10 protein-coding genes are annotated in these 11,603 nt (G+C 68.6%); 3 read left to right on the top strand and 7 right to left on the bottom strand.

Going from position 1 to position 11,603, the window contains the following annotated elements; all coding sequences use genetic code 11:
• The first annotated feature begins 1 nt into the window (after position 1).
• Both NQK81_RS13925 and NQK81_RS13920 read left to right on the top strand, forming a co-directional pair.
• Positions 2 to 442 (top strand): hypothetical protein, encoded by a 441-nt coding sequence (locus tag NQK81_RS13925; protein ID WP_257488521.1) that lies wholly within the window; start codon positions 2 to 4, stop codon positions 440 to 442.
• A 28-nt stretch (positions 443 to 470) separates the two neighbouring features.
• Positions 471 to 1,121 carry a DUF6518 family protein gene (locus tag NQK81_RS13920; protein WP_257488520.1) on the top strand — a complete coding sequence of 217 codons (651 nt, stop codon included), beginning with the start codon at positions 471 to 473 and terminating at the stop codon, positions 1,119 to 1,121.
• Here NQK81_RS13920 and NQK81_RS13915 read toward each other — a convergent pair.
• From NQK81_RS13915 to NQK81_RS13895, 5 genes are all read right to left on the bottom strand, one after another.
• A complete protein-coding gene (locus tag NQK81_RS13915; RefSeq protein ID WP_257488519.1) occupies positions 1,111 to 1,653 on the bottom strand; it encodes a DUF4232 domain-containing protein in 543 nt (180 codons plus the stop codon). The two genes, NQK81_RS13920 and NQK81_RS13915, sit on opposite strands and share 11 nt — an antisense overlap.
• A gap of 236 nt (positions 1,654 to 1,889) precedes the next feature.
• On the bottom strand, positions 1,890 to 3,668 hold the full coding sequence (locus NQK81_RS13910; protein ID WP_257488518.1) for a choline/carnitine O-acyltransferase: 1,779 nt from the start codon (positions 3,666 to 3,668) through the stop codon (positions 1,890 to 1,892).
• The gene (locus NQK81_RS13905) at positions 3,665 to 4,513 is read right to left on the bottom strand and encodes a class I SAM-dependent methyltransferase (protein ID WP_257488517.1); all 849 of its coding nucleotides are present in this window, start codon (positions 4,511 to 4,513) and stop codon (positions 3,665 to 3,667) included. The genes NQK81_RS13910 and NQK81_RS13905 overlap by 4 nt, the downstream gene beginning before the upstream one ends.
• Before the next feature lie 156 nt (positions 4,514 to 4,669).
• Positions 4,670 to 5,521: a HalD/BesD family halogenase gene (locus tag NQK81_RS13900; RefSeq protein WP_257488516.1), complete on the bottom strand. Its 852-nt coding sequence runs from the start codon at positions 5,519 to 5,521 to the stop codon at positions 4,670 to 4,672.
• A gap of 139 nt (positions 5,522 to 5,660) precedes the next feature.
• Entirely contained in the window at positions 5,661 to 8,216 is a 2,556-nt protein-coding gene (locus NQK81_RS13895; RefSeq protein ID WP_257489756.1) for a bifunctional FO biosynthesis protein CofGH, read from the bottom strand.
• A 185-nt stretch (positions 8,217 to 8,401) separates the two neighbouring features.
• Here NQK81_RS13895 and NQK81_RS13890 point away from each other — a divergent pair, with 185 nt between their 5' ends.
• Complete coding sequence (locus tag NQK81_RS13890) at positions 8,402 to 10,054, top strand: IS1634 family transposase (protein WP_257488515.1); 1,653 nt, start codon at positions 8,402 to 8,404, stop codon at positions 10,052 to 10,054.
• Here NQK81_RS13890 and NQK81_RS13885 read toward each other — a convergent pair.
• Both NQK81_RS13885 and NQK81_RS13880 read right to left on the bottom strand, forming a co-directional pair.
• Positions 9,993 to 10,751 carry an SDR family oxidoreductase gene (locus tag NQK81_RS13885; protein WP_257488514.1) on the bottom strand — a complete coding sequence of 253 codons (759 nt, stop codon included), beginning with the start codon at positions 10,749 to 10,751 and terminating at the stop codon, positions 9,993 to 9,995. The two genes, NQK81_RS13890 and NQK81_RS13885, sit on opposite strands and share 62 nt — an antisense overlap.
• Positions 10,751 to 11,554, bottom strand: coding sequence for an alpha/beta fold hydrolase (locus tag NQK81_RS13880; protein WP_257488513.1), 804 nt, complete (start codon positions 11,552 to 11,554; stop codon positions 10,751 to 10,753). Before NQK81_RS13880 ends, NQK81_RS13885 begins: the two co-directional genes overlap by 1 nt.
• Positions 11,555 to 11,603 lie beyond the last annotated feature (49 nt).

Genomic DNA, 11,603 nt, shown 5'->3' with positions numbered 1-11,603 from the left:
CATGCGCACCATGGGGAAGACGTTGGGGATCACGGCCGCGGTCGTCCTGATCGCGGCCTGCTCCTCGCCGCCACCGCCTGCGGAGATGGCCGTCCGGACCGATTCGGCGCCGGTCGCCGAGGACTTCCCGGAGGTGGGCGAGATCGTCGCGGCCTCGTGGGTCGAGGAGAGGATGGGCGCCTCGGAAGGCCGGATCGAGGCACCCGGACCGTCCGTCTTCAAGCTGTCCGCGGTGGTGAAACTTCGGCCCGAAGCGGTGTCGAAGATGATCAGCGAGCTCAAGTGCACGTCCGGGGCCCCGGACGTGCCGAAACAGCTGAAGGGGCTCGTGACGCCCGGCGTGGCGTGGCTGTCCTGTGGCCTGCCCACGACCACCAAGGCGCGGACCGCTTTCGTGGTCGAGGGCTCCGAACAGGCGTTCCTGCGGTCGAGCACGATGTAGCGGCTCAGCTTTTGAGCGAGGGGAAATGATGTCGGTCGAGGCGGCGCGTGAACCCGTGTCCGGCCACTTCGGATTCTCCGATGTGGTGGTGATCGCGGCCGGTGCCGTGTCCGGTGCTGTCGGCGCCTACGCCTATTACAGCGAACCGCTTCGGCCACTGGCGCACAGCTTCACCCTTTGGATCGTGCTGATCGTCGCGGTCGTCCCTGGGATGCCGAGACGGCGTGCAGTGGTCCGAGCGGTTTGCGCGCTGATCGCGGCGGTCCTCGTGTTCTATCTCGGCAAGGCGGTGATGTACGGCGTCAAGTACGCGGGCATGCCCTACCGGATCGACCTGCCGACGCTCGTACTGTGGTGTGGTCTGGCGGTTGCCGGTGGCGTCGTCGCCGGACTTCTGCTCGATGCCGTGGGGCGGACCGACCGGCGCGGCACCATGGCCACCGCGGCGGTCGTGGGTCTGCTGGTCGCCGACCTCGTCCGGCGGTCCGACCGGTCCGGAGTCGGAACCTTGGCGGTCGCGACGGCCTTCGCGATCGCCTTCGTGGCTTGGCGGGGAATCCGCACGCCCCGGCAGGCCGCCCGGGTCGCCTTGGCCGCTCTGCCGATGGGACTTGCCGGTCTCGTGGTCGTGTCGGCGCCGGACTTCTTCGAGGGCTTGTCCGGCAGCCTCAGTTCTTGAGCTTCGGGTTCCAAGCCGTCAGCGTCAGCTTGCCCGTGGTCCCGAGGTCGGTGTCGACCGTGATCCGCTGCTCCGGGTCACCATTCGCGGCCGCGACCGTCACGTAGGCGCCTGCTTCCGGCGAACCCACGGTGACAGTGTTCGACCACGAGACGACCGAGAGCAGTGTCGCGCCGGGTTGAATCGTCTGCGCGCTGACACCGGGATCGATCGCCATGTACGACGTCCCGTGCTCGACCTCGACCGCCATCGGCCGCTTTTCCTTGTCCAGCAAGCGGACTTCGGGGTAGCCGGTGAGCGTGCGCGGGGTCGTGCCGCAGTTGGTGAGGGTGAGCACGATCGCGCGATGGCCCAGCGCGGCCTCGACCGGCCCGGATTTCACCGTGACCCCCGTGCCGAGACAGCCCGCCGGTTCGACGGTGCCCGGCACCGGCGTGGGCACGGGCTGGGGGACCGGCGCCGGTGGCGGCGGCGCACCGCACCCCGCCACGACGAGCAGCAGTCCACTCACCAACCCCAGTTTCCCCAGCACGCCGAAACCTTATCCAAGTCCGTGAAGGCCCCCTTCACGGACTTGGCTGGGTTATGGAGGCATGGCAGGCGAAGGTGGCGTGTTGCGAAAGCCACTTTCGCAACCTTCAACGTTGCGAAAGTGGCTTTCGCAACGCCTCGGCCGACGTGAGCCCCAGCCCCGACGGCCGCACCTGGGCCGAAGGCGTCCTTCACCGCATCCGACGCGGTGAAGGACGCCTTCACCCACCACAGAACTCAGGCCAGCAACTCCTGCAGCTCCCGAATCGCGTTGTCCAGTTCGGTCGCGAACAGCTCCATCTCGTGTGCCACGTGCTTCGGCGTGCACAGGTACAGATTCAGCGACTCCGGCAGCAGCACGTACGCGACACCGATGCACTGCGGGCTGGTCGACCCGAAGCCGAAGTACTGGATGTTCACCGACGGCGCCGAGCTGGTGCTCAGGTAGTCGTCGCGCATCTTCAACCAGCCGGGTGACGAGTACAGCGCCGGGGAGTCCTCGACGCCGCGCCGCTTCTGGATCAGCTGCAGCTCCCACAGGTGCTGCTCCGGCGCGTCACCCGCCTGACACTCCTTCGCCCGCGTGACGTGCTTCGCGGCCGCCGCGCGGAAGGCCGCCTGACGCGTCTGCCGATCGGCCTGCGGGTCGTCCATCACCTGGACGAACCACTGCACCTCGGGCGTCACCACTCGCATCGCTTCGGTGCGCCCGTTCTGATACTGCCGCGTCGCGATCGACTCGTACGTCGCGCCGGTGATCCCCTTCGCCCGCTTGTGCGCGAGCTGGTACGCCATCTGCGCGAAGGCGTCCGGGGACATCCCCAGCTCCTTCGCCCGCTTCGCGCCGAAGTCGGTGAAGGACACCGTCCTCGTAGCGGTCGCGTCGGCGTACTCGGCGAAGGACGCGGCAGCGGCGCGGGCATCCTCGCGCAGCGCCTCACCCAGGACGAACTCGATGACCTCCGACGACGGAACGCCGTCGGCGGGCGGCCGCTCCAGCCGTGTTCCGCTCAGCAGCGCGTCGGTGAACCCGAGGATCGTGGTCCCGTCCAGTTCGCAGTGCTCGACGTTGATCCCCGCCGTGCCGTCTTCGAACACGATCAGCGAAACGGCCTTGTCGAACCAGCGGTTCCCGCTGTCGCCGTGCAGCAGGTTGTCGCAGGCCTCCTGCGTGTTCGCCGGCGTGAAATCCTCCAGGCACAGGCAGAACAACGCCGTCTCGATGTCGTCGAGCGCGGCCGCGTTCCCGGCGGCGAGCAGCGCTTCCCGCGTCGCCGCCCACTCCGCCCTCGCCTTGGTGGTGAAATGCCCGGCGGCGGTCCGCGGGTCTTCCACGAAGTTCCCCGACTTCACGATCGTCTGCAGTCCCGCGACCAGCTGATCGGGGGAGTACGGGCGGCCGTCCGGCGCGATGACGTCCATCCGGAACGGGGTGTCGCGGTGGAAGACCACGATATGCCGCGCCTTCGACGGCCCAGGCCAGTCCTCGCGGTACGGCGTGCGCGCGGTGTCCTGCACGGCGCCGGGGATCCGCGTCGCCGAGAACAGGAACTTGTGCTGCACCATCGACTGCGGCTGCCCGCGCAGCACGATCGGCGTTACCAGTTCCTCGTCGAGCTTCAGCTTGTAGTCCACCGCCGACGCCGCCAGTTCGGCCGCGCGCTCCAGCTGACCCAGCGGGGATTCGGTGAACAGGAAGAAGAAGTTCGCGTTGAGCGCGATCCGGTCGCGGCGGCCGAGGTAGCGGTACGGCCAGAAGGTGTCGAGCCAGCTGCGGACGCCTTCCCGCTTGTCGTAGGCCTCGAGCGCGCTCTGCAGTTCGTGCGCCGGGCTTCCTTCCGCGAGGAACTCGGCGACGGCGCCTTCGGTCGCCGCGAGTTCGCCGGGGGTGAGCAGCGGCGAGCACCACTCGAGAAACCGGCGGCAGGTGTCCTCCAGGCTGGGGACGGGGACCCGCGGCAGGATGTCCTCGTTGCCGAACGTGCGGGTGGACGGTTCCGGACTGCTCACGATCATCCTTGATCTCGAAGGGGAAGGGCGTTCAGCGCGGAGGCGAGCCCGCCCGCCGCGCCGTTCGGCCGGGAGACGTACAGCCGCGCGTACAGGCGGCCGCCGTCCTCCAGCCCACGCGGGTCGACGCCCGCGACGGACAGATTGTCCAAGATCTGCGACTGTTCCTCATCCGAAGCGAATCGCCGCTGCCGGAACACGCCGTCGATGCCGGTCGTCTCGTACCCGAAGTCGGCCAGGCTCTCGGCGACCGGCCCGTAGGAGAACATCCGCAGGACGAAATGCGCCATCCACGGCTGGTTTTCCCGCGCTATCCGGACGAGGGTCTTCTCCGTGACGTAGCCGACGCAGCCGGTCGAGATGACGATGTCGACGTCGGCCAGCAGCGCGCGCTGCTCCTCCGTCGGGTCTTCGCTCTCCAGATCCGCGTGGATCGCTTCGTCGATGAAGCCCGCGGCCAGCGCGTAGTCCAGAGCGGGCGCGGAGGCGTCGAGGCCGATGAAGCGGACACCATCACCGGCGGCGAGCTCTCCGACCATCCGGCGATCACGCGCGATCAGTTCGGCCCGGCTCAGCGACTCGCCGTCCCGGTAGTGGTCGTACAGCCGCTCCATCGAGGTGCCGCAGCGGTGCAGCGCCGCGTTGACGCCGTAGGAACAGCCGAGGTCGAGCACCGTCGGGACCGCGACGCCTGCCTCCGCGCGGTACTCGTCGATCAGTTTCGCGAAGTAGGCCTTCGCCTGCTGCGGGATGTCGTAGTCCAGTCTGCGCAAGGTGCCGAAGAACGCACGGGGATCGGGCTCGGTGTAGATGTGGTCGAAAGAGATCTTGCCGGTCGAATCGAAAGGCACGGCCAAGCTCCTGACTGAGTGTCTGTAGGTGAACCCGCGACCGCGATCGACGTCGGCAGGGCGCTGCCCTGCCACCGCGATAGCGGGGCCTACGGCCGGGGCGGGTTCACACCTGTGGTCACCTTTCAGGTACTCCTTCAGCTCCGCCAACAGGCGCTAGTCGAGCAGCTGATCGCCCCGGACAGCCGCCGAAGCGACGTGTTCCGGCAGGACCCGGCCGAACAGCTGTCTCGTCCGTTCCGGACTGCCGATGACCCCAGGACGCTCGCTGTACGCGAAGATCGCGGAATGGCGGGCGACTGCCCCTTGAACACTACTCACCCGGTGCAGCGCGAAGCGTCCGCGAAACAGCTGAAGATCGCCAGGACGCAGAGTGAGCCGCCTGATCAGGTGATCACCTTCGCCCGCCAGCACGGCACGGACGTCGTCGAAGTTCTCGGCCGTTTCGGAGCGGATGTTCGGGCAGTATTCGAAGACGCCGCCGTCGGCCGCTTCCTGGGTGAGCATGCTGACCGTGTACTCGTTGGTGTCGAAATGCCACGGATGCGCGCGGCCCGGTTCGATCACGTTGAGCACCAGGCCGGACAGCGGATCGGCGAGTTCGTGCAGTTCGGGGAGCTCGAAGCAGTCGGCCACGAACCGCTGGAACTCGCGGCTCGTGTACAGCTGCTGGATCACCGCGGTCGCCGGGATCCGGTCACGCGCCACGAAGGCGTTGCCGCGTTCCATGATCGTGCGGCCGGGATGGTCTTCCGGCAGCGGAGTGTCGATGGCGATGTTGTAGGCGTTGACGCGTTCGACCTTCGCGTACGCCTCCGGAGCGATTCTCGCGCCTTCTTCACGAAGGGCGTCACGCAACTCCGGACGGATGAAGTCGGCCAGCACACTGCAGCCCGTTTCCCGCAGTTCGGCGCGGGTCCGGGAAACGATTTCGCGCCACGCGGGGCTTCCCGGTTCGGACAACGGATAGCGGGCGGTATCGGCCACCTGGACTGCGCTCGCGGTCATCGACGTCCTCTCGGCTGCCCCGGAAGTGATTCTCGGGTTTAGCACAGAAAACGCCCGCCGCTCCCGCGCCTTGTGAGCGGTGCCACACGGAACGTGACGGCCTCCTGACTCGAGTCAGGAGGCCGTCAGGGACTATTCGTCAGCTGGTGACAAGCGGCAGCAGCGGACGGCGCACCGCGGTCGCGACGCCGTCGGACGCCTGGGCGGCGGCGATCCGCTCCGCCGTCGGCGTGCCGTACTCCGTGGTCCGCTGCCGAAGCGGACGGCCCAGCGGCTCGACCATCGCACGCATGTCGCTGATCGTCTTGTACGACCCGTTGGCCGCACCCGCCATCCGGCTGATCGTCTCCTCCATCAGCGTCCCGCCGATGTCGTTGACCCCGCCCTGGAGCACGGCGCGGCTGCCCTCTTCACCGAGTTTCACCCACGAGCTCTGGATGTTGTCGATCATCCCGTGCAGCAGCAGCCGGGCCAGCGCGTGCACCGCGCGGTTCTCGCGCAGCGTCGTCCCCGCCCTGGCGAGACCGGCGAGGTAGATCGGGGAACTCTGGTGGATGAACGGCAGCAGCACGAACTCGCTGAACCCGCGCCGCCCGTTGCGCTCCAGGCCCTCCCGCTGCAGTTTCGCCAGCAGCTTCAGGTGCCCGACCCAGTGCGCCGGGGTGTCGACGTGGCCGTACATCATCGTCGACGTCGTCGTGATGCCGAGTTTGTGCGCGGTGGTGACGACGTTGATCCATTCGGACGTCGGCAGCTTGCCCTTCGTCAGCACCCAGCGCACGTCGTCGTCGAGGATCTCCGCGGCCGTGCCCGGCAGCGAGTCGACACCGGCCTCCTTCGCGCGCGCCAGCCAGTCCTCGATCGAGAGGTTCGTCCGCGAAGCGCCGTTGACGACTTCCATCGGTGAGTACGAGTGCAGGTGGATGTCCGGCTGACGGCGTTTCACCTCCGCCGCGAGATCGAAGTACGCGGTGCCCGGCAGATCCGGGTGGATGCCGCCCTGCATGCAGATCTCGGTCGCGCCGGCGGCCCACGCCTCGTCGACCCGGTCGCCGACCTGTTCCAGCGAAAGCGTGTACGCGTCGGCGTCGGTGCGGCGCTGGGCGAACGCGCAGAACCGGCAGCCGGTGTAGCAGACGTTGGTGAAGTTGATGTTCCGCGTGACGACGAAGGTGACGTCGTCGCCGTTCACCTCGCGACGCAGGTCGTCGGCGATCTTGGTGAAGGCTTCGAGTTCCGGCCCGTCGGCGTGCAGCAGCGCCAGAGCCTCGTCGTCCGAAAGCCCGGCCGGGTTCTTTTCCGCGCTGCGCAAGGCATCCCGGATGTCGAGGTCGAACCGCTGCGGCGCGGTCTTGATGTTGCCCTTGATCTCGGCCCAGTCGCCGTAGACCGAGTCGAAGTCGCTGCGGCGGTCTTCCGTGCGCCCGACGGTGTCGACCTCGACGTGGAGATCGGTGCGCCCGGCCTCCTTCCAGCCGCCGTCCGGCTCCTGCCACGGGATACCCTCCGGGATCGCCTCTTCGATCGCGAGCCCGGTTTCGGTATCGGTCAGCGGCGCGAGGTGCGCGTTCATCCGCGGGTCCAGCCACGGCTCGCCGGCCTTGACGTACTCCGGGTAGATCGGCAGCCGCTCGCGCACGGTGAACCCGAGTGCTTCGGTGCGGCGTTTGAGCTCGTCGATCTGCGGCCACGCGCGTTCGGGGTTCACGTGGTCGGGAGTCAGCGGCGAGACGCCGCCCCAGTCGTCGATACCCGCGTTGAGCATCAGTTCGTACTGCTGGCCGATCAGGTTCGGCGGCGCCTGGATACGCATCCGCGGCCCGAGCACGAGCCGCGCGACGGCGATGGTCGCGGCGAGTTCTTCGAGGTCGGCGTCCGGGGTCGCGCGCATCTTGGTGTCCGGCTTCGCGCGGAAGTTCTGGACGATGACCTCCTGGATGCCTCCGTAGGTCTTCGCGACCTTGCGGATGGCGAACAGCGAGTCGGCGCGTTCCTCGAAGTTCTCGCCGATGCCGATCAGGATGCCCGTGGTGAACGGGACCGAACTGCGGCCGGCGTCCTCCAGCACGCGCAGCCGGACGTCGGGATCCTTGTCCGGCGAGCCGTAGTGCGGGCCGCCCTTCTCGGTGTACAGCCGCTTCGCCGTCGTCTCCAGCATCATGCCCATCGACGCCGAAACCGGCTTGAGCCGCTGGAAGTCCTGCCAGCTCAGCACGCCCGGGTTGAGGTGCGGGAGGACACCGGTCTCTTCGAGGACCCGGATCGCCATCGCCCGGACGTAGGACAGCGTGTCGTCGTAGCCGTGCGCGTCGAGCCAGTCCTTCGCCGCCTTCCAGCGGTCCTCCGGACGGTCGCCGAGGGTGAACAGCGCTTCCTTGACCCCCATCTCGGCACCCTTGCGGGCGATGTCGAGCACCTCGTCGGGGGAGAGGAACGGCGATTCGACGCGGCCGGGGACGGTCGCGAAGGTGCAGTAACCGCAGCGGTCCCGGCACAGCCGGGTCAGCGGGATGAACACCGAACGGCTGTAGGTGACCACGCCGGGGCGGCCTGCCGCGACGAGCCCGGCGTCGCGGACCCGGGAGGCGTGCTCGGACAGCGTCTTGAGATCGTCGCCGCGCGCCTGGAGCAGGATCGAGGCCTCGGTGATGTCGAGGGTCTTCCCGTCGCGCGCCCTGGCGAGCGCCCGGCGCATCGCCGAGGTGGTGGGGGCGTTCGGGTCAGCAGGGGATGCCATTCCCGCACGCTATGGCCGGACTCGCTCCACCTGCCAGTGTGCAACCCGCCACCGCGTCACCCACGTGGGTAAGGTCACCGTTTCCGCTGGTCAGCGCGCGATCTTGGTTGCCGATCAGCGGGTGCGAGTGTATTACCTAAAGTGTGGCTTCGGTGATCGGCAAGAAGGTCGGCGGGCGGACGTACTACTACCTCGTCACCTCCGCGCGGGTCGACGGCGAACCGCGCGTGGTTTCGCAGCGTTACCTCGGCACGGCCGAGGAGATCGGGCGCGCGATGGAGGGCGACGTCTCAGCCCCCGGCGAAGCGCGTCACCGGACCTTCGGCGACGTCGCGGCGGTATGGGCCACGCTGCGACGGCTCGACTTCGTACGCCGGGTCGACGAAGCCGTCGGACCCCAGCGCGCCGCGACAACCCTCGGGACGCATCTCGCGCTCGCCGTCCTGCACCGGGCGACAGCTCCCGAAACGCGATTAGCCGACTGGTGGCGAGACTCCGTCGCCCGGGAATTCGTCCGGGCGGACCTCCCGAATCACTGGCGCGCCCTGCACCGCCTCACGCCCGAACGGATCGCCCGGATCGAGACCGCCGTCGCCGACGCCGTGCTCTCCTGGTTGGGGACGGGCGACGCCGCGCTCGCCGTGGACGTCCCGCAGTTCGCCACCTTCACCACGGCCGATCCCTGCCGCTGCGAACTCGCCGGACTCGGCCTGGTGGTGACCAAGGACGGCGCGATCCCGCTGGCGTCACACGTGTACCGGAGGGATGAGGCTCCACCGTTCGCCGAGCTCGCCGAGCGACTCCGCTCGCTGTATCCCGTCACGCTGGTCTTCACCGCGGGCCAGGCCGCGCAACTGGACCTCGGGCGGCACTTCGTCGGCGCGCTCCCGCTTTCGGAGCATCCGGAGCTGCTGTCGAAACCGCCGTCCGCGCGCAGACCCGTCGATCCGGAGCGCTTCGCCGGGCTGACCGCCCTCGACACGAGAGCCGTCGTCGCGGGTGTGCGCCGGCGCGTGATCCTGACCCATTCGGAGACCCTGCACAACGCGCAGGCCCGCGCGTTCGGCGAGGAACTGAGCACCGCGACGCGCGAGCTCGCCGGCCTCGACGCCGCGCTGGCGTCGGGCGTCTACCGGGGCGATCGCGGTCAGGTGAACGCCGAAATCGCGCGGATCACCCGCGGCCGCCGCGTCGAACGGGTGCTCTCCCCTTCCCTGACGGGGACGAAGCCGGGGGAAATCCGCCTGACCTGGAAGGTCGACGACGCCGCCGTCTCGCGGTTGCACGACGAGTTCTTCGGCAAGCAGGTGCTGGTCACCGACCACGACTGGCCGGTGTCCGAGGTCGTTACCGCGTACCGGGCCCGGACCCACCTCGACTCGACGTTCCGCTGGCTGACCGGCCCCGCCGTCACCGGCCCGGCCCCGCGCTGGGAATGGACGCCGCATCGGATCGCGGTGCACACACTCGTCACGGTGCTTGCGTCCACGGTCACGCACCTCATGCGGCGCGAGGCCGACCGCGCCGGGATGAACCTGTCGGTCCGTGAACTGATGGACAGCCTCGCGGGGATAGGGGAGACGGTGCTTCGGTATCCGTCCACCGGCGGCCGCCCGCGGACGCGGCGCCTGCTGACCGAGCGGAGCCCGGAACAGCAGGCGCTCTTCGACCTGTTCGACCTCCCCGGACCCCGCCCCACCACCACCCTCAACGGACAGGCTCCGCCTGACCGGCCTACTCCGACCGATGGATATGCAGCGCGGAGAAGCTCTGCACCACCGGCATCAACTCGATGACGTTGATGTTCACGTGCTCCGGCTGCGAAGCCGCCCAGAAGACGGACTCGGCCACGTCGGCGGCCGTCAGCGGCGTCGTGCCCTTGTAGACGTTGTCGGCCTTGCTCTGGTCGCCCTCGAACCGGACGACGGAGAACTCGGTGCCGCCGACCAGGCCGGGCTCGACGTTGGTCACCCGGACGCCGGTGCCCTGCAGGTCCGCGCGCAGGTTCAGGCTGAACTGGTGCACGAACGCCTTGGTCGCCCCGTAGGCGTTGCCGCCGGGGTAGGGGTAGGAACCCGCGACCGACCCGATGTTGATCACGTGCCCGCGGCCGCGCTCGACCATGCCGGGCAGCAACGCGCGGGTGAGGTGCGCGAGCCCCTTGATGTTCGTGTCGATCATCTGGTCCCAGTCGTCGAGCTTCGCCCGGTGGGCGGGCTCGAGCCCCTTCGCGAGGCCGGCGTTGTTCACCAGCAGGTCGACCTCGGCGAATCCGGCGGGCAGCGTGCCAGGGAGCGCGGCCACCGCGTCGGCGTCCCGGACGTCGAGTTCGAAGGGGAGGACGTTCTCGCCCAGCTCGCCGGCCAGCTTGTCGAGCCGGTCCTTGCTGCGCGCGGCCGCGACGACCTTGGCGCCGTCGGCGGCGAACCGGCGGACGATCTCGACGCCGAACCCGGCGCTGGCACCGGTCACGAAAACAGTCTTCTGGGGCATCAATCAATCTCTTTCAAGAACCGTGCGAACACGTCGTTGAACTCGGCCTCGCGCTCCAGGTTAGGCATGTGCGCGGCGCCTTCGATCACCGCCAGGGTGGAGCCTGGGATGAGGTCGTGCATGAGCTCGGCGTCCGAGACCGGCGTGAACTCGTCCTCGGTTCCGACCACGACGAGGGCCGGTACCGCTACGTGCGTGAGGCTCTCCCTGTAGTCCGGCCGCTCGGCCCGTCCTCTTAGTGCGGCCGCCGCCCCTTCCGGGGGAGTCGTGCGCATCATGCCGAGCACGTGCGCCGCCACGTCCGGCATCGTGCGGACGTTCTCGGGGGAGACCATCTTCGTCAGCACTTCCTCCGCGTAGGGGTTCAGTCCCTCCGCGAGGAGGCGGTCCGCCATCTCGTTGCGAACGCGCTTGCCCTCCTCTGTCTCTTCCTGGGGAGAGGTGTCGGCGAGCAGGAGCCCGGCGACACGGTCGGGGTAGGTGCGGTGGAACTCCATGACGATCTGCCCGCCCATGGAGAGGCCACCGAGCACGAAGCGCTCCAGACCGAGGTGATCGGCGAGTCGCGCGATGTCGGCCGCGAAGACGTCGAGTCCGGTCTTCGTGCTCTCCGGCGGCTTGGTCGTTGCGCCGTACCCACGAAGGTCCGCGGTGATGACCCGGTAACCCTCCTGGCTGAAGCGCTCGGCCTGGGGACGCCACATCGAACGGTTGAAGGGATGGCCGTGGACGAGGACGACCGGCAACCCGGCGCCGAGGTCGTCGTAAGCGACGGAGATGCCGTCGAGTTCCGCAGTGCTCATGAACCCGACGCTAATCGGAGCAATCCTCGCGATCAATACGGTGCAATGT

It is taken from the genome of Amycolatopsis roodepoortensis (assembly GCF_024628825.1).
In the GTDB taxonomy this organism is placed as follows: Bacteria; Actinomycetota; Actinomycetes; order Mycobacteriales; family Pseudonocardiaceae; genus Amycolatopsis; species Amycolatopsis roodepoortensis.
The sequence above is the reverse complement of the archived record's forward strand: the minus strand, read 5'-3'. Positions and strand labels throughout refer to the sequence as shown.

Coding starts and splice junctions, on each gene's coding strand:
- NQK81_RS13925 (WP_257488521.1), top strand. CDS start 2: ATGCGCACCATGGGGAAGACGTTGGGGATCACGGCCGCGGTCGTCCTG.
- NQK81_RS13920 (WP_257488520.1), top strand. CDS start 471: ATGTCGGTCGAGGCGGCGCGTGAACCCGTGTCCGGCCACTTCGGATTC.
- NQK81_RS13910 (WP_257488518.1), bottom strand. CDS start 3,668: ATGATCGTGAGCAGTCCGGAACCGTCCACCCGCACGTTCGGCAACGAG.
- NQK81_RS13900 (WP_257488516.1), bottom strand. CDS start 5,521: ATGACCGCGAGCGCAGTCCAGGTGGCCGATACCGCCCGCTATCCGTTG.
- NQK81_RS13895 (WP_257489756.1), bottom strand. CDS start 8,216: ATGCGCCGGGCGCTCGCCAGGGCGCGCGACGGGAAGACCCTCGACATC.
- NQK81_RS13885 (WP_257488514.1), bottom strand. CDS start 10,751: ATGCCCCAGAAGACTGTTTTCGTGACCGGTGCCAGCGCCGGGTTCGGC.
- NQK81_RS13880 (WP_257488513.1), bottom strand. CDS start 11,554: ATGAGCACTGCGGAACTCGACGGCATCTCCGTCGCTTACGACGACCTC.